The following is a 26,862-nucleotide window of genomic DNA, read 5'->3' on the forward strand; positions in this document are numbered from 1 at the left end:
GCGCGTCAGACCTGCCCTCGCGACCGTTCCTTCTTATAGCGTCGACGCTCGCGTTCGCTCATACCACCCCATATGCCGAAACGCTCGTCATGATCGACCGCCCATTGGAGGCACTGCTCCCGCACCTCGCACCGCGCGCAAACCTTCTTCGCTTCGCGCGTGGAACCTCCCTTATCGGGGAAGAATGCCTCGGGATCCGTCTGCGCACACAGGGCCTCATGCTGCCATGACAGATCGGCGTCGGGTTTGAACAACCCCCACAGTGGGTTAGCAACTCTGTCATCGGATTCGTCAGCGGAATCATCAACGACTCTCCACATGTCGAACCTCCCTTGATCGCAGAGGGCAAAATGCCATCTCTACAGGTAAATTACACATGTGTGACTTGCTAATGTCAAATTCTCAGCTGTGTCAATGCTCACATTTACGGCAATTCGTGGTATATGGCAAGTGTGCTCATTCTGAGCAACTTTCCGGACTATCAGCATCTATACAGACTCCCGATTGCTCCATAACATACAATCTAAGGGTTTACAGAGTCTGAAATCACATCATGTGCATGGATGAATGCCACGTCCGTGTTCTGTCAGGAGGCGCGAGAGTGACGTCACGGAGCACCCGCAACGGCAAACTTCCCAATGTCCGGGGAGGTAATGCAGCCAAACCGAAACACAGCATCGGCTATATATCCAGGCACCGCGTGCTTAGCGTTTTCGTCGCGGCGCTGGTGGCCGTGGTGGCGTTCTCCGGCACCTTCGCCGCCGCCACCTATCTCGATATCGACACTACGATTCGTAACAAAGCTGTGAAGGTCATCAGCAGCGACGGCAGCTCGACATCCCCGACGACAATCGACCAGTATGCCGGGAAAACACTCAACATACTGATTCTGGGACAGGATACCCGCTCGGGATCCGAAAACGCCGCCATCGGCGGGGGCGACACATCCGATGCCAGCAACCATCAGTCCGATACCGCCATGGTGATGCAGATCTCAGCCGACCGTTCCTACATCAACCTCGTATCCATCCCCCGTGATTCCCTGGTCGACGCCCCCAGTTGCCAGACCACAAAAGGCACCGTCGCCGCACGGTACAACGTGATGTTCAACTCGATATTCGCCACGGGATACGCAACAGGCGGGGATATAGCCTCAGCCGCCAGCTGCACGATGACGGCAGTCAACGCCCTGACCGGACTGGATATCTCCAACTTCATCGTCGTTGATTTCAGCGGACTCAAAAGCATGATCGATGCGATCGGCGGCGTCGATGTGTGCATCCCCCAGGACACCGAGGATTCATACACGAACCTCAAACTGAGCAAGGGGTATCAGCATCTCACCGGCACACAGGCCACGCAGTACGCGAGGATGCGGCACGGCACCGGCACCGATGGATCCGACATCATGAGGACCACCAGACAGCAGTATCTGATCAAAGCGCTGCTCAACAAAGCCGTATCGAAGAATCTGCTGACCAGCTCCTCGGAGCTCTACCAGTTGGCCAAGGCGGCCATCTCATCCCTGCAGCTGAGCGAAGGCCTGGCGAGCACGACCGGATTGGCCGGGCTCGCCATGAGCCTTGCGAATATCGATTCATCCCACATCTACGCGCAGACCATTCCCGTGGAAGCCGCCCCCTCGGACAAGAACCGCGTGGTGTGGTCCAGTTCGGCCAGCGAGGTCTGGGCCAAGTTCCAGAAGGCACAGCCACTGACGCAATCCACGCAGAGCACCTCCTCGGCAAGTGCATCATCCTCCTCGTCGAATGCAGCATCCTCGACCACGTCCAGCTCCAGCGCTTCGACGCAGTCCTCGTCCAGTTCCGCTGCATCCGCATCCGCATCCACATCAACATCCTCATCGGCAAGTGCGTCATCGAGCGTCAATGCGACAACGGGATTGATCACGAACTCTTCCGGCCAACTGATAGACCCCGCCACAGGCGGCATCGTCGATCCCGAGACCGGAACGATTCGCGACGCGAACACAGGTCAGTACATCGGCATCGCGGACCGCTATCTGCAGTACACCGTATGTGGCGTTCCTGCACAGGAATAGCAGCCGCAACACCACGCACACATTCTCCCGTGCTAATTGTGACTGCAGAGTCTTGAGACGGAGGACACATGGCGCAGGAATCTGGTGAACATGAGACTTGGGACAACCCCCCGAGCTTCATGCCTTCACGCAGCACAGGGCACTCTGCATCGCGCGGAGGACAGGCGAACGACACTTCCGCGGCGCCTCCAAGCTTTTCACCCCGGAACGGTTCCTCGACGCCGACCCCGTCCCAGGCAGCGCCCAGAGGTGGCAGAAGCTCCGCCCCATCCCGGAGCGCAAGCGGCAGCTCACGTGCCGCAGGACCGCAACGCCAAAGCCCTGCGAAACCCGCTCGCAATGGCGCAAAGCCCATTTCCGCATCCTCCCAGCCGAAGCATAAGAACACGGGCAGGAAGAAGCACGGAGCCGGCAGAATCATCGCCAGAATCCTCATCGTCCTGGTGATATTGCTGGCCCTGGTCGGCATCGGCCTGTGGAGCTGGGTCAATGGTCAGCTCAACAAGAAGGATATGCTCAGCAGCGCGGCCGACACCCCGGCGCCCACATGGCTGATCCTCGGCTCCGACGAGCGCGACGGCACCGCCGGCACCGGAACCGAAGCCGACGCCCCCGGTTCGAGGACCGATACGATTCTGGTACTGACCAAGCCGAAGAGCGGTCCGAGCTCGTTGGTGTCGATTCCCCGGGATTCTCTGGTGACGGTGAAGAACACCAATATGAAGATCAATGCCGTCGCCGAAACCTATGGGTACACATCGCTTGTCGAGCAGGTGGAAACCATAACCGGGCAGAAGATCGACCATGTCGCCATGATTAAATTCGGCGGTCTGGAGAAGGTCGTCAACGCGCTCGGCGGTGTCGAACTCTGCTATAACAGCACCGTCAACGACGCATATTCAGGATTGAACTGGACCGCCGGATGCCATACCGCCGACGGCGCCACGGCCCTGGCTTTCTCAAGAATGCGCTACTCCGACCCACAGGGTGATTTCGGCCGCGCCAAACGGCAACGCCAGGTCATCGCCGCGATCGTCTCCAAAGCCAGCAAGGCTTCGACCCTGACGAACTTCTCGAAGACGAAAACACTCGCCAGCTCCGCACTCTCCGCAATCGTGGTGGACAATAAGAGCAACCCCTGGACCCTGCTGCAGATGGCATTGGCCTTCAAAGCCGCATCAGGAAGCAATGGCGTGACGGGCAGCGTGTATTGGACCGATCCTGATTACTACCCGGGCGGCGGCGTCGGCTCCACGGTGAAACTCGATGCCGACCGTAACCTCACCCTCTTCACACAGCTTGCCGATGGCTCGCACGCCTCCGGAACAGTAGGCGGCCAGGACTGACCGACGGGTCCTTCCAGGAAACCATCGCCACATTCGTGCACACACGGCACGGAAACGGCCGGGTCCGCAGACGCTGAGCGATACTGCAGGGCATGCGAGTCCACACACCACTGAGACGATCGGACGGACACCCGTCACCATCACAGGCCTCTCCCACCAGAAGCCCGGCTCGGGGCGCATACGGCCGCATCATGCCTGTTGTATCACTGCTGCTCCCGGCCGCAGGCCAATTCGCCATCACCGTCTACATGGCCTCCTTGGGGCATTGGTTCATGGCCGTGGCATCCCTACCGGGCTTTGCGGCCCAGGCCATCTCCTCGCTGCTGATGCTGTCCCACGCCACGGGAACGGACACGCGACGGAACGAGGTCAGCGGATCGATACCATCGCATACCCTCATCGGATCAGAAGCAGCGGGTCGGGCCGATGGGACGCCAGGCCACCCCGGGCTGCCGAATGGCGACCTCATCGAGGACCTGGGCTTCCACTCCCCCCGTATATCCCACATGTGGCGTCATATCGTGAGCCTATGGGTGAACTTCCTCAATGATGGCGCACCGGCCTCCAAAGAGGATGCCGCATGCTTCGAATCACCCATCGCTTCGACGAAGGATGGCGTGCTGAAGCTGGACCTGCCGAATAACGGCCCGCATGCCGTGGTGGCCGGAACAACCGGATCGGGCAAATCATTCCTGCTACAGAACTGGTGTCTGTGCATGGCGACACGCTTACCGCCGAGCAAGCTGAACTTCGTGCTGCTTGATTTCAAAGGAGGGGCTTCCTTCACCATGCTTGCACAGTTGCCCCACACGGTCGGCTGTGTTTCCGACCTCAGCCTGGAACATGCGAAACGTGCGCTTGACGGGCTTGAGCACGAGTTGAGACGACGTGAGCTGCTGCTTCAGGAACACCGCGTATCGCGATGCCAGGAGCTCGACGAAGCTCCCCCTCGGATGGTCATCGTGGTCGATGAATTCCATGCGCTGAGGCGTTTGCTGCCTGATGCCGAGGAACGGATGGAACGGATCGCCGCACTCGGACGCTCATTGGACATGAACCTCATCCTATCCACCCAGAATCCACTGGGGCAGATCAGTTCGCAGATCAAGGCGAACATCAGCCTGCGCATCTGCATGCGGGTCCAGGATCCTTTGCAATCGATCGAGATGCTGGGCAACGCCGCCGCATCCTGCATCGACCCTGCCGAACCGGGCTATGCATACTGTGCGGACGGGCACGGTGTCCGTGCCTTCCAGACATCGACATGCCGTCACCCTCGGCATCTGATCCGCGCCATCCGCACGGCCTTCTCCTTCCTCTCGCTTCCACCTCCCGCAGCGCTGTTCACGGCACCACTGCCCCGTCTGCTTGATGCCGCCGCAATCGGATGCCGCCCGTCGGAGACTCCACCGATTCATGGAATCGTGATCGGCCTGGAAGATGATGGGGTGCGCACACGCCCCTGCACGGTGCTGCCTGGGGAAGGCAACCTTCTGGTCATCGGAGCTCCCGGCTGCGGCAAGCAGGCGCTGGTCGCGCATATGCAGAGGCTTCTGGGTGCGGGGGCGAAAAGGGAGGTCCTGCGCCTCCACGGCAGGGACGCACGGCCGGAACCCTTACACCGCGCCTGCAACGCTCATATGGCATCCGTTCTGATCGTTGACGACGCCGGCGCACTGATGGATCCGCTGTGCGAACGAAAGCTCAGGGAACCCTTCATCTCGGCCTTGCGTTCCACGCATGTGATGGTCATCTGCACCATCGATGCCAGCGGACAGCTGCGTCATCCGGAATACTTCCCTTCGCGCATCGTATTCCCCTCCGGCGATCCGAATAGCGATCTTCTTGCGGGCATCCCAGCGTCGTACATACACGCGATGGCGCCGGAGGATGTCGGCCTGCCGGGTCGAGGCTTCCTGATCAGGCACACCCGCGCCATACCGATTCAGTGTGTGACGGAGGATCCAAAGCCGCCATGAGGCATCCCCTTCGGCAGGGCAGGGCATCGCGCAGCCCTCTTTCCATCAGGAGCGAGGTCTTGAAAAGTCGGCATTTTCGTGCTTTCCTATGTAAGGACTCGGATTTGCCGGGTATTGGAAGCGAAAGAAGGCGACAATGAGTAGTGCTTTTGATTGGCGCGCCAAAGCGGCTTGCCGTGACAAAGACCCTGAGCTGTTCTTCCCGGTTGGAAACACCGGCGCTGCTTATCAGCAGATCGAAGAAGCCAAGGCCGTGTGCCGCACGTGCAAGGTGATTGATGCATGCCTGAAGTGCGCACTCGATACGAACCAGGATTACGGCGTCTGGGGTGGACTGAGCGAGGACGAGCGCAGGGCGCTCAAGCGCAGGGCAATGCGTGCGCGCCGCTCACAGGCCATGCAGATGCAAGCCTGAGACGACGCCTCTGTTATATGCGGCAGTGATCGGCATCGTGGTGCGTAACACGACGGCACCCCACTGCAGCAGATGACAGGTAGTGAACGATAAGCGGTGTGGAACAGCTTCCGGCTGTTCCACACCGCTTTTTTTATACGTATGCCACTGTGTTTATGCCACCGTGTGGATGTCACCGTACAGATGCGACCGTGTGAATGCCACCGTATAGCTGTCACCGTGCGGATGTCACCGTACAGCCATCACTGTCTCCACACCGCCCTGTATCGGCATCAGGCTGCGGATTCCTGGGCGGCCCGAAGCTTCATGTTCAGCACCACTCTGGTTCCGCCTTCACGACGCGGCTCCCATCGCACCGAACCTCCGAAGTCATTGGTGACGAAGGTATTGATGATCTGGGTCCCCAGACCCGATCCGCTGCTGCGCGCGAAACCGCCCGAGGATTCCGAGCTGTAACCATTGCCATCGTCCTCGACGACCACGCTGAGATTGTTCCCGCCACGTCCCACCGATATCGTGATATTGCCTTCCTCGCGTCCCTCGAATCCATGTTCCACGGCATTGTTGACCAGCTCCGTGAGCACGAGGGACAAGGGTGTCGCATCCTGAGCCGGCATCATACCGAACTTGCCCATGAAAGTGATATGGATGTGCTGATCCTGGGTGGTGGCCAGATCGACACTCATCTTGAGCAGGCTGGAGATGACCTTGTCGAAGTCGACCACCTCGTCGGCCGTCTGGCTCAGACCCTCATGCACCACGGCTATGGTCTGCACGCGACGCTGCGCCTCCTCCAACTCCTTGCGCACCTCGGGAAGCTTGGTTCTCCTGGCTTGGAGCCTGAGCAACGCGGAGACGGCCTGCAGGTTGTTCTTCACCCGGTGATGGATCTCCGAGATGGTGGCATCCTTCGTCTGCAATTCCTGCTCGCGACGACGCAGCTCCGTGACGTCCCTGCACAGCACGACCGCCCCGGTACGTCCGTGCTCGTCGGATAAGGGCAGGGATCGTATCGACACGGCTGATCGGCTTGCATCGAGTTCGGAGTCCACAGCCGCCTTGCCGCTGAGGACCAGGGGCAGCGACTCGGGGACGGGATCGTTCTCGCGAATCAGGGAGGTGCCGATTTCACTGAGATAGCGGCCCTGCATGGTGTCGATGGAACCGAGCCTTCTGAAACAGCTGATGGCATTGGGAGAGGCATAGCCGACGATGCCGTCGGCGCTGAGGATGATGAATCCGTCCGAAACACGGGCGTTGTGCCGTTGGTTGAGCACCGAGTCCACATAGGGGAACTGCCCACGGGGGATCATCTCGAAGAGCTCTTTGCCCGCGTCGATGCTTTCGGATTCATAGCGACCATTCGATTCACGGGTCGCCATATTGGTTTCGCGCACGACGAGTCCGAGGGTCTTCCCCTGGTGCCTGACCGGTGCGTAGACGTCGCAGACGACCGCCCTCCCCCTGGTTCTCAGCGTATCCGAGTGATAGATGTATTCGGATTCCATGGCAGCATCGAATTCCGCCTTCAAGGAATCGGATATTCGGGTACCCACCACATCCTCCGACCGCAGGGACATCACGGTGGATGGCCTGCACTGCTCAGCCACGACGTAATGGCCATCGCCTGTCTGCAGCACCAATAACAGATCCGCGAAGCTCAGGTCCGCAATGACCTGCCAATCGGCTACCAAATGGTGCAACCACTCGCGGTCCTCGTTGTTGAAATCGGGACGGGTGGCAAGAATATGCGTGAAATCGGCCATATGCTCCATCATATGACCTGCCGTTGCCGTATGGAAAGCAGCGACACACTCAGGTGACGTCTTTGCGCATCAGCTAAGCTACGGTATCGTAGGTTACGTTACCGTAGCTTTGGAATGAAAGGCGGCATTCATGCGCACAGGGCAGCCAGCACCCGGTGGGAATGGGCAGGAACCGGATGAGGAGCATCTCACACCGGCGCAGAGCATCAGGAAGAGGGCACGCGACAGGGCACGACGCATCATCGAAAAAGCCGACACGAAGGCCGCACGGCTTGAGGAGCAAGGCAACCCTGAGACGGCAGGGCTCCGTCTGGACGTGCACGGACGACCCAAACCTTTGCTGCGTGGATGGATACACGCGGTGACCACTCCCCTGGCCCTGGCGGCAGGAATCGTGCTCATCTGCCTGAGCCCCACCACCTCACTCAAATGGGCGTGCGCGGTGTTCATGTCGTGCTCGCTGATACTCTTCGGCAACTCGGCGCTCTATCATCTGGGTAACTGGTCGCCGAAAACGACGGTCATCCTCAGACGCATCGACCATGTCAATATATTCCTGCTGATTGCCGGCACCTACACCCCGGCGGCCTTCGCCCTGAACCAGTTCTGGCAGCGCGTCATCATCATAGGGCTCTGGTCATGCACGGCTGTGGCGATGCTGGTGCACGTCATCTGGATTACGGCGCCCCGGTGGCTGTACACCTTGGTATACATCGTATTCGGCGTATCCGGTGTGGGCTTTCTCGGACTCTTCTGGCAGTCCCCTGCCGCAGGCCCGGCGGTCGTATGGCTGATCGTCGCCGGAGGCATCTGCTACATCGCCGGTGCCATCGTATATGCCATGCGTTGGCCGAATCCCTGGCCCAGGGTGTTCGGCTTCCATGAGATCTTCCATTGCGGCACGGTCGCAGGGTATGCATGCCACATGGTCGCCATATTCCTCGTCGTCTGCGCAATACGCTGAGCCGCAGGCTCCGTGACTTCATACGCGTGGTGCCCGTCATCGTTAGACGATGACGGGCACCACGCGTATGAGGGGTATGCATGCCCAACGGCATCCATACCTACGCTTCAGGCATTACTGCAAGGGCTTGGCATCCAGGATCGTGACCGCGATATCCTTGCCGTTCGGGGCCTTGTAGGAGACCTCATCCCCTGAATGACCGCCGATGATGGCCGCCCCGATGGGTGATTCCGGGCTGATCACATCGTATTCGGTGGCGACGGCTATGTCACGAGAACCCAGAACATACACCATCTCGTTGCCAGCCAGGTTAAGCGTGACTATCGAGCCGTTGCCCACGGTACCGGCCGCGGGTGCCTTGAGGATCTTGGTGTTGCGCAATTTGACGATGAGCTCGTTGATGCGGCCTTCGTTCTTGCTCTGCTCTTCACGCGCGGCCTGATAGCCGCCGTTCTCGCTGAGATCCCCCTCGGCCCGGGCAGCGGCGATGCGTTCGGTGATCTCCTCACGAATCTCACCCTCCCTGCGTGCAAGTTCGGCCTTGAGCTTGTCATATGCATCCTGCGTCAGCAGAATCGTCTTTTCCTCAGCCATGATTCCTCCTTGGACTGTCCGTTGAGGTGATAGTCTATACCCTTTATTGACAAGGGCTGTCAATAGAAAAAGCGCCGGGTGTACCGGCGCTCAGCGTTCGGTCGTTATGATGGGCTATCTCGTCGAGACGATGTCGATGACGAACACCAAGGTGTCGTCGCCACCGATGCCCGCCTGAGGCACCCCCTGGGATCCGTACCCATACTCGGGCGGTATCGAAACCACCAGTCGTGATCCGACGTTATGCCCCGGCACCGTCTGATCCCATCCCTTGATGACCTGTCCGACACCAATGCCGAAGCTGGCGGGCTGGTGGCGCTGGAAGCTGGAGTCGAATACGCTTTGCGATCCCCATGTCACGCCGTGATAATTCACGGTGACCGTATCCCCCTTGCGCACCAACGGCCCATCGCCTTCGACCAGCTCGACCACCTTGAGCCCGGCGGGAGCCTCTCCCTCGAACTCGATGGTCGGCTGTGCGCCGAACTCGGCATTCACTTTGGGCATGCCCTGATCCGTCATTGTCCCTCCTCATTCATCAGCTTTGGTCGTCTACCTTATCGTCTTTCCCGACGCAGCACAATTCATCATGCTCCGGGTGACGCCTGCACGCGGTAACTCTAGTACAACTGCGAATACATCGCATACAGGTAAAAAATACCCAGTGCGGCCAAGAGCACGGTTATCACGGCGATGGTGGTCATGGCCTTGACCCGTGTGACAGCGCGTGGCGAGAGGAAGCGGGCAAGCGCAAAGGACACGAAGCCGATGACGGCGCAGTTGAAGGCCACGGCCCACAGCTGTGAGCCGGCCAGGCTCGCACCTCCCAATGGGTTTACCAAGGAATCGAAAATCGAAGGCAGGACGGAGAATCCCCAGATGAGGAAGCCCACCATGCCGACGGCACCGAAAACCAATGGGCTCAGTCGTTCACGGACCCGGTTACCAAGTACATCGGCGATCCACAGCAAGGCGAACCCGACCGTATACGTGAATCCCACGGCCAGCAGACACGCCACCGCCGCCCAGGGAATCAGCGCGATGCTTTTCTGTGGGGCCATCGCCAGATACAACGGGGCGCAGATGATCTCAAACACGCACATGATACCGGCGGCGATTACCGCCTGAGTGGGCATATCGGGCCACTGTCTCCCGGATGAAGGCAACCGTCCAGCAGGTGATTCCATCGTCTCCGCCTCTTTCTTCGTCAATCGGCCAGGGCGGTTGGCATACCTGCCAACCGCGAAAGCCCTGATGATGCATGAAGCATCCGTGTATGGCAACCCTGGTGCCCCCGGTGGGAATCGAACCCACATGCCTTGCGGCGGCGGATTTTAAGTCCGCAGCGTCTACCATTTCGCCACGGGGGCGGTGTCCGGCTCTTAGCAGCCGACTTGTGTATTATGCCACTTCATCATTGCCTGCGAGCAGCCTGCGCCCACAATCAAGCACAATTCCATCGAGCAGGCCGTGCTCGCTGGCGATATACGAATCCAATACGACGCCACGCGTGGCCGCCGCCTCACTGACACGCCGAAGCACTTCGCTCCACACCAATGCACCCGCACCCACAACATCGATCCTGCCCGGATGGATGGCACCAAGCCCGGCACGCTGTTTCCTGCTCATGCGCAGCACACGGTCATTGACCGGGAACACCCGATCGAAGGCGATCCGCGTGCCATCGACCTGTGCCCGGTCGTATTGTTCGAGACCCATGGCGAGGGCACTCATCGTCGTCACGGTACCGGAGACGCCGATTATCGTGGCGGTGGCTGCCGCATCGATATGGTTGAAGGCCTCATCGATATGCTGGTTGATGTCGACGACCGCCTCATCGATCTGCCTCTCAGTGGGCGGGTCGTCAATCAGATGGCGTTCGGTCATCCTCACCGATCCGATATCCATCGAATATCCCGCGCTCACCTTGTTCGCCGGCGTCCGCACCCCGTCGCCTCCGAGGACCATTTCCGTCGACCCGCCGCCCAGATCGACGACCAGATACGGTGCCTTGGGTGCCTGAGGGGTGTTCAGCACACTGCTCGCTCCCAGGAAGCTCAAGGCGGCCTCCTGTGATCCCGGGATGACTTCGGGCCGTACACCCAGTATCGATTCGATCCCATCCTCGAATTCCATGCGGTTCGTCGCGTCACGGGTCGCCGAGGTGGCGACGAAACGCAAGGCATCGATCTGATGCCCATTCAGGACCTCCGCGAATTCCCGTGAGGCGGCATATGCGCGTTCCAAGGCCTCATCCGAAAAGCGGTGATTCTTGTCAACATCCTGTCCGAGCCGAATCACACGCAGCATACGCGGTACGACCGGGTGCAATCCTTCGGCATCCACCTGTGCCACCATCAGGCGGATGGAGTTGGTGCCGCAATCGACACCTGCAACCGTCACTGAATCCATCTGAAATCTCCTTCTGGCCGAATGGCGCTCAGGCTATAGCGAACAACGACATACCACAGGCGAGAATTCCCCGTTGACCTGCTCCAATGCGCGATCCCCTATGGGATTCACACCGCTGCCCATCACCAGGCTCTGCGCGACGAGTGCATGCAGACATTTAACCCTCACGGGCATCCCACCGGCGCTGGTTCCGGCGATATGGCTTTCGTCATCCCCGAGCCGCTGAGCCAAGGCGTGCCGGAAAGCAAGATAGGCCTCATGCGCATGACGGTAATCCGCGGCGACGTCCTCATCGTTCTCAAGCATCTCGTTGTATCCACGCATCGAACCTTCCGCCTCGGCGTGGGACACGGCTTTGACCGCCTCGGGACTGGTCAGGTAGCAACTGGTCGGGAAGGGTATCCCACCTTCCAGCATCGGTCTGGTGATCACCGCCAAAGGCCTGCCGCACACGCATCTGGCCCCGATCGCCACGATGCCTCTTGGATACCTGCCGAGTTGACGCTCCACCACATCGACATCCTCCGCCGTCGGAGGATCCCGCATCACGGCATCCAACACTTCCTCAACCTTCATGTCCACCTCGTTCCGCTGCCTGATCATACGTGGTGCAGCACCTACTTCGTATCCTGCGCATCCGAATCACTCGTTGCGGCAGAGCTCTTCTGCGATTGCTTGGTCGTGCCCTTATCCGCCTTCTCGAAGGATTCGGCCATATCACGGTACCAAGGAAGATCGCTTTGTGTGGTGCTCCCGGAGTCATTGCTTTTCTTGCTGTTATCAGCGGTCCCTGTCACGGCCTCGGGATGCAGCACCCTGATGGCCTGCTCCCCGGGAAACACAAAACCGAGTCTGTCCCTTGCCTGAGCCGTCACATAGGCGTTATCGCTCCAGCGGGCGATATTGTTCTCCAGTTCCTGCTTCTGTGCGATCAGGGAGGCTTCCTGCTTGCGCAGGCTATTGAGTTCGGAAAGATTCAGGGCGTAGGTGTGGAAGGTGGAGACCAGCTCGATGGAAGCCAGCACGATGATGATCATCGCCACGAAGAAGGAAATCGGGCCCGCCGTGCCACGTTTGCTCGACGTTGCGGATTTCTTTCCCTGCTCAGGTGCTGTTGTGGTGGCCATGCTCATGAAAATACCCGCCACGCTCGACTCGGAGCGTGACGGGTAGATGTTCAGGCGTGATCATTGCGGGCAATGATCCGCCTGATGATGCTACTTGATGTACTTCTTGCAGGCCTTGAACGCGCTGTATCCTGCGTACTTCGCGACGGAACCGAGCTCTTCCTCGATCTCCAGCAGGCGGTTGTACTTGGCGATACGCTCGCCACGTGCAGGAGCGCCGGTCTTGATCTGGCCGGTGTTCTTGGCGACGGCGAGATCGGAGATCGTGGTGTCTGGCGTCTCGCCGGAACGGTGGGAAACCATTGAGGTGAAGCCATTGGCCGTTGCCAGCTCGATCGCGTCGAGGGTCTCGGTCACGGTGCCGATCTGATTCAGCTTGACCAGCAGGGAGTTGGCGGCCTTGAGGTCGATGCCCTTCTGCAGACGCTTCGGGTTGGTCACGAGCAGGTCGTCACCGACGAACTGGAGACGATCGCCGAGTTCAGCGGTGATCTTCTGCCATGCGGTCCAATCTTCCTCCTGGAAGGGATCCTCGATGGAGACCAGCGGGTACTTCTCGACAAGACCCTTGTAGTAGTCAAGCAGCCAGTCGTCGTCACGAAGCTCACCCTCGAAGAGGTACTTGCCCGTTTCCTTGTCGTAGAACTCGGAGGAGGCGACATCCAGCGACAGACCGATCTGCTCGCCGGGCTTGTAGCCCGCCTTTTCGATGGACTCGACGATGAGGTCAAGCGCCTCCGCGTTGGAATCCAGGTTAGGTGCGAAACCACCCTCGTCACCGAGACCGGTGCTCAGGCCGCGAGCCTTCACCACGCCCTTGAGGGTGTGGTAGACCTCGACGCCTGCGCGCAGAGCCTCTTTGTAGCTGTCGAATCCGTATGGGGACACCATGAACTCCTGGATGTCGACGTTGGAATCGGCATGTGCTCCGCCGTTCATGATGTTCATGTTGGGAACGGGCAGGATATGTCCGTTGGTGCCACCGAGGTAACGGTAGAGGGGCAGATCAGCGGATTCCGCTGAAGCATAGATGGCCGCGAGGGAGACGCCGAGGATGGCGTTGGCTCCGAGCTTGCCTTTGTTCGCGGTTCCGTCGAGCTCGATCATCGTCTCGTCGAGCGCGCGCTGATCCGTTGCATCCAGGCCGATGACGGCTGGCGCGATGATCTCGTTCACGGCTTTGACTGCATCGAGGACGCCCTTGCCCAGATAGCGTGACTTATCGCCGTCACGACGCTCCCAAGCCTCCGCCTCGCCGGTGGAAGCGCCTGAAGGAACGAGTCCGAGGCCTTGCGCCCCGTCCTCCGTCTCAAGAACTACCTCGACGGTCGGGTTGCCACGGGAGTCAAGAATTTCGCGTGCATAAACGCTTTCAATTGCTGCCACAACTTCTCCTTAAGACATGTATGTTGTGCTGACACTCATAAGAGTAGTGCGTTTGTTGGACGATGGCGCTGAGTGGGGCCAATTTTTATGTTAGCGCTAACAAGTCGGATGCCTATCCTGAATCGACTTCCCCCCATCCCCTGCCGACCCCGTCCGAAAACCGCCGGGCCCGCCTTGTCCGAGGCATCACTTTAGAATGTTCCGCGACACGGGGTGCCCGGGCAATCGCCTTAAATACGCTGAAACGACATGTTGCATCGTGCAAGCTGGCTGCTGGGCTGAGATCACACTCGTCGAACCTGATTTAGCTCGTACTAACGAAGGGAATGTCGTGTTCGACCATGATGTGAACACTTATGAAACACCACCGGGAGACCGTTTTCAAGCTCCCCGCACCAATCGCGTATCATCACGGATCTCGAATCCCATCAGACGCCTGCTCTCACATTGCTACCCGTGGATCACATCCGCATCGCTGCTGCTGATCTGGGCACTCGCCTCTGCCGGAGGGCAGGAATCGACGCTCCCCTCACCCGGGGCCGTCCTCTTGGCAGCCCGCGATCTTTCCGCACAGGGACTGCTGCTGCCGTCCATAGGCGCCAGTGCGCTCAGGGTGGTGATCGCCTCCGCCATCGCCATCGTGATCGCGGTGCCGAGCGGGATCCTTTCCGGCATATCCAAGCTTGGATCCCTGATCATCGACAAGCCGATCCACATGCTGCGTGCCGTCCCCTTCAATGCCTTGGCGCCACTGCTCATCGTTTGGCTCGGCATAGGGGAAACGCTCAAAATCGTACTGATCGCCATCGGCGTGTTCTCGCCGATATATCTGAATCTGCGTGACGGCGTGCAGCAGCTGGATCCGAAACTTCTCGAACTGGCGCGAGCATACCGCATTCCACCCAAGGACGTGTTCATCGATCTGCTGCTCAAGGGCTCGATACCATCCCTGATCACCGGACTCCGTTTCGGGCTGACGATCTCCTGGATCGCACTGGTGACCTGCGAAACGGTGAACTCCTCCACCGGCATCGGGTACCTGCTCTCACGTTCCCAGCAGTTCTCGCGTAATGACCAGATGGTGCTGTGCATCGTCATGTACGCCCTCCTCGCACTCATCACCGAATCACTGATGTCGGTATTCGAAAAGCTCGCGACCCCTTGGGCCTCGCGTTCCTCTTTCCGTCTCATCCCGCGCTGAACACGCCCGCCACCGCATCAATCACGGCATCACAGACCTTATTCGAAAGGCACATCCATGCAGTCATATCACCGTCGACACCAACAACAAGAAGCATCCGAATATCCTTCGGACCGCACGAGAAGCCAACACGATCACCCACGAAACGCCGGAGGCCGGCATAGGCTGCGCCGATTCACATCGCTGCTATCGGCATTCCTCGGTCTCGCCTTGGTGACCTCGCTCGCGGCATGCGGGTCAGACAACGCCCAGAGCAGCGGCACCACATTGCGTGTGGCATATCTGTCCACGGCGAATTATCTGACCACATTGCAGTATGAGGATTTCGCGAAGAACTCTCTCTCACCCGCCCACATCACCTGGACCGGCCCATACAGCCCGAGTGACGCCTATGCCGCGGTGCAGTCGGGAAACGCCGATGCATCCAGCACCGGCACCGGGCATTTCGTCGATCTCATCGCCGAACAACAACCCTGGGTGGCTTTCGCACTCGAATACTACGATGGCGATTCCCAAGGCATCGTGGCGGCACCGGGAAGCAACATCACCAGTCTCAAAGGCCTGTACGGCAAATCAATAGCCATCGACTCCAAGGGCGGCACCGGCGATTACATCGTCAATCAGGCCTTTGCGCATGCGGGGCTGGATGTCAGCAAAGTCAACAAGGTCGAGATGAAGCAAACGGATTTCGCCTCGGCCTTCACCTCCGGCAAAGTCGACGCCCTGGCTTCCTTCGACCAGAATCTGGCGATGGCAATCAGCACACCCGGCGCAAAGCTGCTTACCGATGGCAGCCGTTACGAGAGTCTGAACGTATCCATCCATATGGTGTCGAAGCGATTCGCCCAGGAGCATCCGGATGTGGTGAAGAAGCTGTACCAGGCGCTGAAGAAGGAATCGGATAAGGCGCAGACGCATCCTTCCATCATCACCGACGCATACAGGAAATTCGGCGCTTCCGACACGCTGACGAAGGTCGTCGCAGGCTTTGACACACCTGAAATCCGCCCGATCGATGCGCAAGGACTTGCCCAACTGAACAAGCAGGCGGAACAATACAGGCAATTCGGATTCATCGACCATGTGCCCGATCTCAGCGCAGCGGTGATCGACTGCTCCGGGAAGCACTGAGGGCGCCGGCATGACGACACATCCAGTGTGTGAAGAAGACGGGTCCTGTGGCGCTACGAAGGATCCCGGCCCATCGACCATGCCGCCAGCGCGGCATGCGTCCGGTGCCGAAGGGAAGACCGTATTGGAGATGTCCGGCATCGCCAAGATCTTCGGGGAGCGCACCGTGCTGAACGATGTCAGTCTGACGGTCCGCGGCCAGGACAAGGTCGTGCTCATCGGCAGGTCGGGATGCGGCAAATCGACCTTGCTGCGTCTGGCCGCCGAACTGCTCATACCCAGCTCCGGGACTGTGCGCCGTGCCGAGGATGCGGCCTTCGTCTTCCAGGATGCACGCTTGGTGCCTTGGTTGAGGATCTGGCAGAATGTCACCTTTGGCTGTCATGCCAGCGCATCGGAGCGACGTGAACGGACACGCGAGGCGCTGCGTTCGGTCGGACTGCCGGGACGTGAGAACGATTGGCCCGCCCACCTGTCGGGCGGGCAGCAGCAGCGGGTCGCCCTGGCACGGGCTTTGGTCCGGCATCCTCGCCTGCTGTTGCTGGATGAGCCCTTCGGCGCACTCGACGCGCTCACACGAGCGGATATGCAGGATCTGCTGCTGGAACTCCAGCAACGTCACCACTACGCGATGCTGCTGGTCACCCACGACATCGAGGAGGCGATCATCCTGGGCGACACCGTACTGACGCTGCGCGACGGTCACATCACCGACAGGATCGATTGCACGGGAGTGCAACATGATTCGCTCATGCACCTCGAATTGAGAGAGCTGCTGAAGCACACCCTGCAATAACGCCACCCGCATGGATGCCACGGACGTCGAGCGGGGAATACGCCGTAACGGTTTATCCCCCGCGCTTCGGACTCCAGGCCAGATCGTCGAGCAGTTGATCGACCCATTGCATGATCTGATCCGAGTCCATCGCCGACGATCCCAGCGACCCGGCAAAGGGTGCGGGGACCAGCAAGGTATGGGTCACCGGCCGGTACTGCATGCCCGGATAGATGCGTGCGATCCTCATCATCACCGAATCCTGCGGATCGATGCTCGCCACACGAACATTGCGCCCCTGGCCGATGATCTCCGTGATTCCCAAGGTCTTGGCTTTCTCCCGCAGCCTCGCGACGTCGAAGAGCACATCCAATTCGCGTGGAGGCTTGCCATACCGGTCTTGCAGTTCCTCCTGCAGATCCTTGAGATCCTGCTCGCCGTGGGCCGCTGCCAGCTTTTGATAGGCTTCGAGACGCAGTTTGTCGGAATCAATGTAGTCCAAGGGAATCGAGGCTTCGATCGGCAGGTCGATGCTGACGACGCTTTCCTCCTGCTTGTCCGGTTCCTTCACATGCTCCACGGCCTCGGAGACCATGCGCACATACAGATCGAAACCGACCCCCTCGATATGGCCGGACTGCTCGTCGCCCAGCAGATTGCCCGTACCACGAAGCTCCAAATCCTTCATCGCCACATCGAATCCCGAACCCAGGGCGCTGTTCTGGGCTATCGTCGCCAAACGGTCGTGGGCGGTCTGCGTCATCGTCTTGCTGGGATCATAGAGGAAATAGGCATAGGCGCGTTCACGGCCTCGGCCCACTCTTCCGCGCAGCTGATGCAACTGGCTCAAACCGAACCTGTCCGCACGATCGACGATCAGCGTGTTCGCATTCGAGATATCCAGACCCGTTTCGATGATCGTCGTGCATACCAGCACGTTGATATCCCTGCGCCAGAAGTCACGGATCACACCGTCAAGCTGCTTCTCCCCCATCTTTCCGTGCGCGATGCCGACCTTCGCCTCGGGAACCAACTCCGCGAGCTTCGCCGCGATGCGTGCGATGTCCTCGACCCGGTTGTGCACGTAGAACACCTGACCGCCTCTGAGCAGTTCCCTGCGTAGCGCGGCGGTCACCTGCGCATCCTCATACGCGCCCACATAGGTCAGCACCGGCAGACGGTCCTCCGGCGGCGTGGCCAGCGTGGACATCTCCCGGATTCCGGTGACCGCCATTTCCAGGGTTCTTGGGATAGGCGTCGCGGAGAGGCTGAGGACATCGACGTTGGTACGCAGCGCTTTCAAGGTCTCCTTGTGCTCGACGCCGAAACGCTGCTCCTCATCGATGATGACAAGACCCAGATCCTTGAAGGCGATTTTCGGATTCAGCAGCTTATGCGTACCGATGACGATGTCCACGCTGCCGTCGGCCAGCCCCTCGATGGTCTTGCTGCTTTCCTTCGCGGTCTGGAAACGGCTCAATGCACCGATTTCCACGGGGAAACCTTCGAAACGCTCGACGAAGGTCTCATAATGCTGCTGCACCAGCAAGGTCGTAGGTGCGAGGACCACAACCTGTTTGGAATCCTGAACGGCCTTGAATGCGGCCCGCAATGCGATCTCCGTCTTGCCGAAGCCCACATCGCCGCATATCAATCTGTCCATCGGCATCGGACGTTCCATATCATGCTTGACCTCATCGATCGTGGTCAGCTGATCTGGGGTCTCCTGATACGGGAACGCATCCTCAAGTTCCTTCTGCCACGGTGTGTCCGGGCTGAATGCGAATCCTTCTGTCCTCTGCCTCGCGGAATAGAGTTTGACCAGATCGTCGGCGATCTGACGCACATGTTTGCGCGCCTTCGCCTTCGTCGCCGCCCAATCGCTGCCTCCGAGCTTGTTGAGCTTGGGAGACTCCGCGCCGATGTATTTGCTGACCAGATCAAGCTGGTCGGTGGGGATGAAGAGTTTGTCCGCCGGCGCGCCGCGCTTGCTCGACGCATACTCGATGACCAGGTATTCACGTTGCGCCTTGTGGGATCCCTGTCCCACGGTGCGCTGCCGCATTTCGACGAAGCGCCCGATGCCATGCTGCTCGTGAACCACATAGTCACCCGGTTTGAGTTCCATCAGGTCTATGGCCTTGCGCCTGCGTTTCGGCGTCTTCGTCTGCGAGGCGGCGCTGCTGTGCCCGGTCAGATCACGTTCGGTGAGCAGGGCGACCTTGGCGGAGTCGTCCACGAAGCCTTCGATGGCAAGGGATCTCACCGCATGAATCGCGCTGATGCCGGTCTCGTTGACGGCACGTGCAAGCCTGGCGAGGGTACCCTGCGCGGCCGAGGTGATGGTCACCTCGACACCCTCATCGATCAGGCCGCCGATTCCGGCGCTGGCGCGTTCCTCCATACCCCGGAATTCCTCAGGAGCCTTGGCTCCGATCTGGATATGGCCAGGCCGCGAGGCATCGACGCCGAAGCTGGTGAGCTTCCACATCTCCTGCTGGGAGAACTCCATCGATGTGATGGTCTCATCGAAATCAAGGAAGCTGGCTTCGTCGAATGCGATCGGAGCACCCGAACTGTGCCCCGATGCAGCCACATGCCAACTCGCGGCAAGGAATTCATTCGCGGTTTTCGACAGATCCTCGGCGGCCCTGCGCAAACGCTCGGGATCGCAGAGCATCACCACGGCATGCTTCGGAAGCATGCCCGGCACCGCTTCCAGATGATCGACCAAGGCGGGCAGCAACGATTCCATACCCTCGATCGGAATGGCCTGGGCGATGGATTCAAGCATGTCGTCGGCGTTCGGGATCTGACCCACCAATGATTCGGCCCGCGCCCGCACCTGCTCGTTCAGCTGCATCTCCCGGCAGGCCGTCGCCCAGACACTGGGTATGTTCCCCCCATAGGTCCTCTGGTCGGAGGCGTTGAATTCCTTGATCGCATCGACCTCGTCCCCGAAGAACTCGATGCGTATCGGGTGTGGTGCCGTCGGCGGGAAGACATCCAGGATGCCGCCACGTACGGCGAACTCCCCGCGATCCATAACCAGATCCACACGCTTGTATGCGTTCTGCACAAGCTGTTCCACGGCCTTATCGAGACTCAGCTCATGACCCAGATGGAACACCAATGGCTCAACGTCACCGAGCCCTGCGACGACCGGCTGGATCAAGGAGCGTACGGGCATCACCAAAATCCGTATCGGACCGAACATGCTGCTGTTCGCATCGGGATGGGCGAGCCTGCGGAACACGGCCATGCGGGAGGCCACGGTATCCGCCCGGGGGGAAAGACGCTCATGCGGCAAGGTCTCCCAAGCCTCAAGAACCGCTATATCCGCAGGATTGCCGCCGTACCATGAACGCAGGGCATCGGCCATCTCCTGAGCATCCCTGCCGGAAGGAAGCACCATCACCACATCGTTGCGTTCCGCGACCGCGGCCGCAATCGCCGGACGTATGCCCTCGCTGGCCCCGATGGTCAACGCGGGATCGGTCGCCGAATCGGGAAGCTCGGTGTTGCCGAGATGCAGGTCCCTGAAGGCTGCATCCGAATCAAGCCGTCCAAGCAGATCGTTCAACGACCCGAAAGCGGCATCCTTGGATGTGGCGGTGGCATCACCCTGCCGCGCCGTCTTGCTGGTCTCTGCCGGCCGCATCGTCGTATCCTCGCTTCCGTCTCGACGAGACGTCATTACATGTGCGGTCTGGATGGACCTACCTGCCATTGAACTGCTCCTGTGCCTGGGCCAAAGTGTGCACTGCTATCGTTTCGGCCGCATCCGCGCCATCGGCAAGGAAATCAGGAAGCGCTTGTTGCTGATCGCGCGAAAAGCCCCCAAGCACCCAATTCACGGTGTTCCGATGGGCATCGCCGGCCCGTTTGGAATGTCCGACGCCCAGGCGTACACGTGCGTATCGATTGCTTCCCAATGATTTGTCAATCGACTTGATGCCGTTATGCCCACCGGCCGAACCGCCTGCCTTGACCTTGATACGACCGAATTCCAGATCCATATCATCGTGGATGACGATGATGCGCTCGGGTGCGATGTCGTAGTAAGCCGCGATTGAGGAGACCGCGTTGCCCGACTCGTTCATGAAGGTCAGGGGTTTGGCCAGGAAAAAACGAATCCGTCGGCCATCGAGGTTCAGGATGCCTTTGCCGAGTTTGGCGAGACCCTTGTGATCGCTGAATGAAACGGACCACCGTTCCGCAAGCACATCGGCACACATGAATCCCATGTTGTGGCGTGTGCCCTCGTATTGCGAGCCGGGATTTCCCAATCCGGCTATCAGCCAAAAATCAGATGCCATACCACTGTCCTCTATATCCAGCCATCTCCGTGGGCTTTCGACGGGCCGGATCCCGCATCGCCATCATCCGATGCACGCAGTCCGCTCCCAAACTCGCCTTGGGTGTCATCGCGCGACGCGATGCCAAAGCCTTTCAGATTGTACCAATGGCTGTGACGAAGCTTTCACCAAGACGCTCGGGCATGCACAGGCGGCCTTCGTGGCGCACACCCCGAAGCACAGGCCTCAGACGCTCGCTTCAAGCGCGCGGTACCAATAGGAAACGTCGTGCAACACCCCTTGCGAGTCACGAGAGCCTTCGGGCAGCACGCCGTATCGAATGAAGGAGAAGCGCTTCATCAAAGCCACGGAGGCTGCGTTGTCGGCGAAAATCACACCGATGATCTTGGTGAACCCACGCGCACGGGCGGCCTCGATCCCCCAAGTCACCAGAGCGCGCCCCAAACCACATCCACGCTTTCCGCGATCGACGTAATAGCTCAACTCGGCATCGTGATCGTAGCCGGCTCTGGGATGGAAGCGGGACAGGGACGCGAAGGCGACGACCTCACCTCCCATACGTATGACGACGACCGGGTAATGCTCGCGCGGCTCATGCGAAGACAACCAGGCCTGACGTTCCTCACGTGTCTGCTCATGCAGATCGGCGCTGGCGCCACCGGCCACAACCGACTGGTTGTAGATTCTGGTGATCGCTTCCAGATCCTCATCCCCTGCCGCTTCGATGGACATGGTGGCGTGTCCATCCCCCGCAGCGCCATCATGAGCTGCGGGGACCGCGTGATGCTCACTCATTGTTCTGGGCCTCGACGGCTTTGTTGACCGCTTCCTTCAAGCGCTGCTGCGCCTCGCCGTATGCGCTGAAATCACCCTTCTGCAAGGCCGCATCGGAATCCTTGATCGCCTGATTGGCGTCATTCAAAGCCTGCTGCAGTTCGGCGCTCCGCTTGGTGCCTGCGGTCGAACCCTCGTCGGATTGCTGTTTCTTATCCGTGTCGCTCTTCCCTGCGGTGCTGCCGCTGTCCCCAGTGGAGTTTTCCGCATCGCCTGCGGAGGCACCGGAGTCGCCGCCGAAGACCTGATCCAAAGCCTCATCGAGGGTGTCGGCGAATCCCACCTGATCGCCGAATGCCACCAGGACCTTCTTCAACAGCGGGAAGCTGGTTTTCCCGCTTGACTCCACATAGACAGGTTCTATATACACCAGTCCCCCACCGATCGGAAGGGTGAGCAGGTTGCCTCGTTTCACATTCGTGCTGCCGGATTCGAGCAGATTCAGTTCCTTGGACACATCGGCATTGGCGTTGAAGTTGTTCTGAGCCTGTCCGGGACCGGGAACATTCGAGTTCTTCGGCAGCTCCATCAGACGCAAGGTGCCGTAATTCGGCCCTATCTTGCCTTGCTCATTACCCGCATCCGAATCGACGGAGAGGAAGCCCGTCAGGATCTCACGGGTCACGCTGCCCGCAGGGATGTATGTGGAGGTCAATGAGAAGGTCGGCTCCGTGGCCCCTTGATTCTGCATCGTCAGGTAATACGGAGGTTGCAGGACTCCCTCGGATTGGTTCTTCTTCGATTCGACGGGATCGATCGGCGTCTGCCAGAAGTCCTCGCCCGAGAAGAACTGGTTGGCCGAGGAGACATGGTATTTCGCGAGCAGCTGGCGTTGCACCTTGAACAGGCTCTCCGGGTACCGCAGATGGCTCATCAGATCACCCGATATCTGGGAGATGGGCTTGTATTGGTTCGGGAAGACCTGTTCCCACGCTTTCAGCACGGGATCCGTCGGATCCCATGCATATAAATCGACGGAACCGTCATACGCGTCCACCGTCGCCTTGACCGAATTCCGGATGTAGTTCACATCCTGCGACCCCAGACTCTGAATCGTGCTGGATGTCTTCGTGGTGGAGTCCTGCGTGGCGGAACCCAGATCGACCGTCTGCGAATACGGGTAGTTCGATGAGGTGGTGTATCCATCCACGATCCACTTCACGCGCCCGTTGACGACGGCGGGATACACCCTGCCGTCCAAGGTCAGATATGGTGCGACTTTCGCGACACGCTCCTTCGGGCTGCGATCATAGAGGATCTGCGAATCCGAGGTGACGCGGTCGGAGAACAGGATCTGGTCCGAGCCGAACCGTATCGCGTACAGGAGGCGTGAAGCCAGATTCCCTACACTCGGGCCGCCACTGCCCGTGAAGGTGTTGGTGGCGCCTTCCGATCCGGTCGGGTAATCGAATTCCCACGATTTGGCTCCTGCGGGAGAACCGACGATCGAGTATTCCGGGGCGTTGGGTGAGAAATAGATCCGTGGTTCGTATTTCTGGGAGTCCGTGAGCTTGCCCTGCGTCGGTATGCCCTGTTCGAAGAATTCGGGCTGTCCGTCGGCGGTGACCTTGTTGCCGTATGCTGCCACAACCCCATATCCGTGTGTGTACACCGTATGGTCGTTCACCCAATTGCGGTTGTCGTTGCCATCCAGATTCAGCTCACGTGCACCGATCACGGTGTCCTGGCTCACGCCATCGATCTCGTATTTATCGACCGCCAGGGTGTCTTCAAAGCTGTAGTACTGCTTGGACTGCTGCAACTGGCGGAAGGTCGGCGAAACGACCTGCGGATCGAGCAGACGGATCTGCGCGGTTGTCTCCGCATCCTGTGCGAGTGCACCGGATTCTCCTGTCGTCGTAGCCTGATAGGAATCGCTTTTCAGCTTGCCCAATCCATACGCCGCCTTGGTCGCGTCGATATTGCGCTGGATATATGCGGACTCAAGTTCCTGGGCATTGGGGTTCACTTTGAATCGCTGGAGCAGCATCGGCCACACACCGCTGAGGGCTATGGCCACAACCACAACGAATGCGGTGGCGATGGCAGGTGTGCGCCACTGCCTGAATGCGGCGGCTGCCGAGGAAGCGGGACGGGAGGTCTCACCGAGCGACTTCGCCTGCATGATCCACACACCGAGCACCACGCCGAGTATCGCCACAAGAGCGGACAGCACGATGGTCACGGGAACGGTCGCATGGACCGATGTGTATGAGGCTCCGGTGATGCGGTCCCCCTGCTCCACGAGCAGGTCGAACATGCCGAGCAGCATGCCGCCCGCCCATACCAACATGGTCAGTATGAGCCAGATGCCTATCTGACGACGTGAGCGTTTGGACATATTCAGGATGCCCCTGCCGTTCACCGGCATGGTGAAGCGGATGCCACCCATCAGCACGTGGGTGATGATGGAGAATATCAGGGCTGCGAGCAGCAGCATGGAGATCGCCCGGACCACCAGCTGCAGCCCCGGGAGAATGAAGACATAGAAACCATTGTCAAGCCCGAACTGGGGATCCTTGACACCGAAGGATTGCGCGTTGAACATCAGCAGGATCTGAGACCAGTCGGAATTGAACTGCGATCCGAAGATCAAGCCGACGAAGAGGGAGATGATCACGGCTATTCGTCGTGCGAAGCGTGAGCTGACGCCTTTGCCGATTTCGATGACATCCCCTCGTACCCGTATTTTCGATCCATCCGAGGAATCAGGTCGTGCGCGGATGGCCAGGGTGGCGGATACATAGGTGACCACCGCCATCACCAGGGCGTACGCCACCCACAATCCGACTTTCACCCCGAGCTGGGTCCAGATGACATTCGCGAAGCCCAGCTGCGCATACCACATCACATCCGTGGCGAAACGTGCGAGCAGCAGGAACACCGCCGCGAGCACCACGATGACCAGACCTGCCACGATCAGCAGCTTGCTCCATGAGAAGCCTCCGCCCTTCGTCGTCGTGCGGCCTGACGATGAAGGTGGTTTTCTGCCGCCACCCTGAGCAGGACGCACACCTTGCCCCTTCGGCGTCTCACGACCCTGCTCGCCATCCGCCTGGACATCGAGGATGATCGGATCATCGTCGTCGTCACGACGCCCCTTGCGCGAGGACGAATTACTGCCCGAATCGAACATGCCGGCAAAACTATCAAAGAAAGACATACATCAAGCCTACATGAGTAATTCAGCATGTTTTCAGCCACATATGGTCATTGCTGTCCGCAACCTGGATTCAGGCGGGTTCGGCGACTTCCCTCAGGTGCCGTGGAATAATGTAAGCCATGCATCGTATGCGTCGGACGAGCTTGGGGATCATCCATTCCAGCGCCAGCAGGGGCGTTGCGTTCCTGCTTGTCCTCTGCTGCATCATCGCGCTAGCGGCATGTTCTCCCCTTGTCGACCAACATGGGAAGCCCTCGAACACCAGTCCTGCGGTACAGCACAGCCAAAGCTTCGCCGACAGAGAAGCCGCGCCATCCCCGAATGCCTCCATCGAGCAGTCCCCCGAATACCGGGCCGCAAGCGCCGTCGCCGCCATGTCGTTGGAAGAACGGGTCGGTCAGCTGGTGATGGCGCCCTTGAACGTCGGGGATGATCCCGAGGGATTCAGCACGCTCATCGCTCAGTACCATGTCGGTTCGGTGCTCTTGCTGGGCAACTGGCGGGGCGGTGTCGCGCAGGTCGGTCAGGCCGCGCAAAGGCTGCAAGGATACGCCCCCGCAGGAAGTAAACTGCTGATCGCCAGCGATCAGGAAGGTGGGCAGGTGCAACACCTGCGAGGCCCCGGTTTCGACAGCATGCCCAGCGGCGTGGATCAAGGACGGATGGATACCGCAAGCCTCCGCTCCTCAGCCGGACGTTGGGGCACCCAACTGAAGAGCGCCGGGGTCAATGTGAATCTCGCACCCGTTCTCGACACCGTCCAGACCCAGCCTCGGCAGTCGAATGCACCTGTTGGTGCGCTGGACCGTGATTTCGGTCTTGATGCCGGTGGCAACAGCGAACATGGCATCGCCTTCATACAAGGCATGGCGGATGCCGGGGTGTCGACCGCGATCAAACATTATCCAGGTCTGGGAGCGGTGACGGGCAACACCGATTTCACCGCACAGGGTATTGAGGACAGCACCACGAGCTTCGACGGTGATGAGATCTCGGCATTCACCGCTGCGCTCAAGGCCGAACCGGCGATGGTCATGATGTCCCTGGCGACATATCCACGACTCGATCCGGGGAATCCTGCGGCATTCTCGGCCACGATCATCGGCAATCTACGCAATGAGCATGCTTTCAACGGCGTCATCACATCCGATTCGCTTTCGGCAGCGGCCCTCGGTGGGACATCCCCCGACCAGCTCGGCGTTCGCTTCGTCGAGGCCGGAGGGGATCTCGCCTGCATCGGGGCCCGGTCATATGTGGAACCCGTTATCCAAGGTCTGATCGACCGGGCGAAGCAGGATGCAGCTTTCGCGTCGAAAATCCAGAGTTCAGCGACACGGGTCATGACTCTGAAATATTCCGCAGGGCTGGCTCAGTAGCACCGCACCGAC

The 26,862-nt window shown here is 59.7% G+C and carries 22 protein-coding genes, 1 tRNA gene and 1 riboswitch; of the genes, 9 read left to right on the forward strand and 14 right to left on the reverse strand.

The features are described from left to right. Positions 1–5: 5 nt before the first annotated feature. Positions 6–320, reverse strand: coding sequence for a WhiB family transcriptional regulator (locus BPSY_RS08715; RefSeq protein ID WP_033495376.1), 315 nt, complete (start codon positions 318–320; stop codon positions 6–8). A 281-nt stretch (positions 321–601) separates the two neighbouring features. Here BPSY_RS08715 and BPSY_RS08720 point away from each other — a divergent pair, with 281 nt between their 5' ends. From BPSY_RS08720 to BPSY_RS08735, 4 genes are all read left to right on the forward strand, one after another. Continuing rightward, positions 602–2,062, forward strand: a complete 1,461-nt coding sequence (locus BPSY_RS08720; protein ID WP_238556837.1) for an LCP family protein — start codon at positions 602–604, stop codon at positions 2,060–2,062. 68 nt (positions 2,063–2,130) lie between these two features. Then, positions 2,131–3,408, forward strand: coding sequence for an LCP family protein (locus BPSY_RS08725; protein ID WP_033495372.1), 1,278 nt, complete (start codon positions 2,131–2,133; stop codon positions 3,406–3,408). Positions 3,409–3,599: 191 nt separating this feature from the next. Continuing rightward, entirely contained in the window at positions 3,600–5,387 is a 1,788-nt protein-coding gene (locus tag BPSY_RS08730) for an FtsK/SpoIIIE domain-containing protein (protein WP_051921869.1), read from the forward strand. A 136-nt stretch (positions 5,388–5,523) separates the two neighbouring features. Continuing rightward, positions 5,524–5,802 carry a WhiB family transcriptional regulator gene (locus tag BPSY_RS08735; RefSeq protein WP_033495370.1) on the forward strand — a complete coding sequence of 93 codons (279 nt, stop codon included), beginning with the start codon at positions 5,524–5,526 and terminating at the stop codon, positions 5,800–5,802. A 272-nt stretch (positions 5,803–6,074) separates the two neighbouring features. Here BPSY_RS08735 and BPSY_RS08740 read toward each other — a convergent pair whose 3' ends face one another. Next, entirely contained in the window at positions 6,075–7,568 is a 1,494-nt protein-coding gene (locus BPSY_RS08740) for a sensor histidine kinase (protein ID WP_033495516.1), read from the reverse strand. A 130-nt stretch (positions 7,569–7,698) separates the two neighbouring features. Between BPSY_RS08740 and trhA the strand changes: the two genes are divergently transcribed. Further along, the gene (trhA, locus tag BPSY_RS08745) at positions 7,699–8,532 is read left to right on the forward strand and encodes a PAQR family membrane homeostasis protein TrhA (RefSeq protein ID WP_051921870.1); all 834 of its coding nucleotides are present in this window, start codon (positions 7,699–7,701) and stop codon (positions 8,530–8,532) included. A 114-nt stretch (positions 8,533–8,646) separates the two neighbouring features. On the opposite strand, the gene BPSY_RS08750 is transcribed toward trhA, so the two are convergent. The 8 genes from BPSY_RS08750 to eno all read right to left on the reverse strand — a co-directional run bounded on the left by BPSY_RS08750 (position 8,647) and on the right by eno (position 14,051). Further along, positions 8,647–9,126, reverse strand: a complete 480-nt coding sequence (locus BPSY_RS08750) for a GreA/GreB family elongation factor (protein ID WP_033495368.1) — start codon at positions 9,124–9,126, stop codon at positions 8,647–8,649. 114 nt (positions 9,127–9,240) lie between these two features. After that, positions 9,241–9,648: an FKBP-type peptidyl-prolyl cis-trans isomerase gene (locus tag BPSY_RS08755; RefSeq protein WP_033495366.1), complete on the reverse strand. Its 408-nt coding sequence runs from the start codon at positions 9,646–9,648 to the stop codon at positions 9,241–9,243. 98 nt (positions 9,649–9,746) lie between these two features. Then, positions 9,747–10,229, reverse strand: coding sequence for a hypothetical protein (locus BPSY_RS08760; RefSeq protein ID WP_162178449.1), 483 nt, complete (start codon positions 10,227–10,229; stop codon positions 9,747–9,749). Positions 10,230–10,412: 183 nt separating this feature from the next. Next, positions 10,413–10,496: transfer RNA gene (locus tag BPSY_RS08765), tRNA-Leu, on the reverse strand. 31 nt (positions 10,497–10,527) lie between these two features. After that, entirely contained in the window at positions 10,528–11,538 is a 1,011-nt protein-coding gene (locus BPSY_RS08770) for a Ppx/GppA phosphatase family protein (RefSeq protein WP_033495362.1), read from the reverse strand. A gap of 33 nt (positions 11,539–11,571) precedes the next feature. Continuing rightward, positions 11,572–12,114, reverse strand: a complete 543-nt coding sequence (locus BPSY_RS08775) for a DUF501 domain-containing protein (protein WP_033495514.1) — start codon at positions 12,112–12,114, stop codon at positions 11,572–11,574. 41 nt (positions 12,115–12,155) lie between these two features. Continuing rightward, the gene (locus tag BPSY_RS08780; RefSeq protein ID WP_238556838.1) at positions 12,156–12,665 is read right to left on the reverse strand and encodes an FtsB family cell division protein; all 510 of its coding nucleotides are present in this window, start codon (positions 12,663–12,665) and stop codon (positions 12,156–12,158) included. Positions 12,666–12,755: 90 nt separating this feature from the next. Continuing rightward, positions 12,756–14,051 carry a phosphopyruvate hydratase gene (gene eno / locus BPSY_RS08785; RefSeq protein WP_033495360.1) on the reverse strand — a complete coding sequence of 432 codons (1,296 nt, stop codon included), beginning with the start codon at positions 14,049–14,051 and terminating at the stop codon, positions 12,756–12,758. A gap of 199 nt (positions 14,052–14,250) precedes the next feature. Beyond that, positions 14,251–14,395: riboswitch (TPP riboswitch) on the forward strand. Positions 14,396–14,397: 2 nt separating this feature from the next. On the opposite strand from eno, the gene BPSY_RS08790 reads away from it, so the two are divergent. From BPSY_RS08790 to BPSY_RS08800, 3 genes are all read left to right on the forward strand, one after another. Continuing rightward, positions 14,398–15,252: an ABC transporter permease gene (locus BPSY_RS08790; protein ID WP_238556839.1), complete on the forward strand. Its 855-nt coding sequence runs from the start codon at positions 14,398–14,400 to the stop codon at positions 15,250–15,252. A 210-nt stretch (positions 15,253–15,462) separates the two neighbouring features. Then, entirely contained in the window at positions 15,463–16,383 is a 921-nt protein-coding gene (locus tag BPSY_RS08795) for an ABC transporter substrate-binding protein (protein WP_420796620.1), read from the forward strand. 10 nt (positions 16,384–16,393) lie between these two features. Next, positions 16,394–17,179: an ABC transporter ATP-binding protein gene (locus tag BPSY_RS08800; RefSeq protein ID WP_081884366.1), complete on the forward strand. Its 786-nt coding sequence runs from the start codon at positions 16,394–16,396 to the stop codon at positions 17,177–17,179. Positions 17,180–17,231: 52 nt separating this feature from the next. On the opposite strand, the gene mfd is transcribed toward BPSY_RS08800, so the two are convergent. From mfd to BPSY_RS08820, 4 genes are all read right to left on the reverse strand, one after another. Next, positions 17,232–20,819, reverse strand: coding sequence for a transcription-repair coupling factor (gene mfd / locus BPSY_RS08805; RefSeq protein ID WP_081884367.1), 3,588 nt, complete (start codon positions 20,817–20,819; stop codon positions 17,232–17,234). A gap of 58 nt (positions 20,820–20,877) precedes the next feature. Beyond that, on the reverse strand, positions 20,878–21,477 hold the full coding sequence (gene pth / locus BPSY_RS08810; RefSeq protein WP_033495358.1) for an aminoacyl-tRNA hydrolase: 600 nt from the start codon (positions 21,475–21,477) through the stop codon (positions 20,878–20,880). A gap of 225 nt (positions 21,478–21,702) precedes the next feature. Then, positions 21,703–22,272: a GNAT family N-acetyltransferase gene (locus tag BPSY_RS08815; protein WP_051921872.1), complete on the reverse strand. Its 570-nt coding sequence runs from the start codon at positions 22,270–22,272 to the stop codon at positions 21,703–21,705. Further along, entirely contained in the window at positions 22,265–25,474 is a 3,210-nt protein-coding gene (locus tag BPSY_RS08820) for a UPF0182 family membrane protein (RefSeq protein ID WP_033495356.1), read from the reverse strand. The genes BPSY_RS08815 and BPSY_RS08820 overlap by 8 nt, the downstream gene beginning before the upstream one ends. A gap of 128 nt (positions 25,475–25,602) precedes the next feature. On the opposite strand from BPSY_RS08820, the gene BPSY_RS08825 reads away from it, so the two are divergent. Then, on the forward strand, positions 25,603–26,850 hold the full coding sequence (locus tag BPSY_RS08825) for a glycoside hydrolase family 3 protein (protein ID WP_193346447.1): 1,248 nt from the start codon (positions 25,603–25,605) through the stop codon (positions 26,848–26,850). The last annotated feature ends 12 nt before the right edge of the window (positions 26,851–26,862 follow it).

Source organism: Bifidobacterium psychraerophilum, assembly GCF_000741705.1.
Lineage (GTDB): Bacteria > Actinomycetota > Actinomycetes > Actinomycetales > Bifidobacteriaceae > Bombiscardovia > Bombiscardovia psychraerophila.

What these genes read in the sequence shown, in the direction of transcription:
- BPSY_RS08715 (WP_033495376.1), bottom strand. Translation starts at nt 320, where the DNA reads ATGTGGAGAGTCGTTGATGATTCCGCTGACGAATCCGATGACAGAGTT.
- BPSY_RS08725 (WP_033495372.1), top strand. Translation starts at nt 2,131, where the DNA reads ATGGCGCAGGAATCTGGTGAACATGAGACTTGGGACAACCCCCCGAGC.
- BPSY_RS08730 (WP_051921869.1), top strand. Translation starts at nt 3,600, where the DNA reads ATGCCTGTTGTATCACTGCTGCTCCCGGCCGCAGGCCAATTCGCCATC.
- BPSY_RS08735 (WP_033495370.1), top strand. Translation starts at nt 5,524, where the DNA reads ATGAGTAGTGCTTTTGATTGGCGCGCCAAAGCGGCTTGCCGTGACAAA.
- BPSY_RS08740 (WP_033495516.1), bottom strand. Translation starts at nt 7,568, where the DNA reads ATGGCCGATTTCACGCATATTCTTGCCACCCGTCCCGATTTCAACAAC.
- trhA (WP_051921870.1), top strand. Translation starts at nt 7,699, where the DNA reads ATGCGCACAGGGCAGCCAGCACCCGGTGGGAATGGGCAGGAACCGGAT.
- BPSY_RS08750 (WP_033495368.1), bottom strand. Translation starts at nt 9,126, where the DNA reads ATGGCTGAGGAAAAGACGATTCTGCTGACGCAGGATGCATATGACAAG.
- BPSY_RS08755 (WP_033495366.1), bottom strand. Translation starts at nt 9,648, where the DNA reads ATGACGGATCAGGGCATGCCCAAAGTGAATGCCGAGTTCGGCGCACAG.
- BPSY_RS08760 (WP_162178449.1), bottom strand. Translation starts at nt 10,229, where the DNA reads ATGTGCGTGTTTGAGATCATCTGCGCCCCGTTGTATCTGGCGATGGCC.
- BPSY_RS08770 (WP_033495362.1), bottom strand. Translation starts at nt 11,538, where the DNA reads ATGGATTCAGTGACGGTTGCAGGTGTCGATTGCGGCACCAACTCCATC.
- BPSY_RS08775 (WP_033495514.1), bottom strand. Translation starts at nt 12,114, where the DNA reads ATGAAGGTTGAGGAAGTGTTGGATGCCGTGATGCGGGATCCTCCGACG.
- BPSY_RS08780 (WP_238556838.1), bottom strand. Translation starts at nt 12,665, where the DNA reads ATGGCCACCACAACAGCACCTGAGCAGGGAAAGAAATCCGCAACGTCG.
- BPSY_RS08800 (WP_081884366.1), top strand. Translation starts at nt 16,394, where the DNA reads ATGACGACACATCCAGTGTGTGAAGAAGACGGGTCCTGTGGCGCTACG.
- mfd (WP_081884367.1), bottom strand. Translation starts at nt 20,819, where the DNA reads ATGCGGCCGGCAGAGACCAGCAAGACGGCGCGGCAGGGTGATGCCACC.
- pth (WP_033495358.1), bottom strand. Translation starts at nt 21,477, where the DNA reads ATGGCATCTGATTTTTGGCTGATAGCCGGATTGGGAAATCCCGGCTCG.
- BPSY_RS08815 (WP_051921872.1), bottom strand. Translation starts at nt 22,272, where the DNA reads ATGAGTGAGCATCACGCGGTCCCCGCAGCTCATGATGGCGCTGCGGGG.
- BPSY_RS08820 (WP_033495356.1), bottom strand. Translation starts at nt 25,474, where the DNA reads ATGTCTTTCTTTGATAGTTTTGCCGGCATGTTCGATTCGGGCAGTAAT.
- BPSY_RS08825 (WP_193346447.1), top strand. Translation starts at nt 25,603, where the DNA reads ATGCGTCGGACGAGCTTGGGGATCATCCATTCCAGCGCCAGCAGGGGC.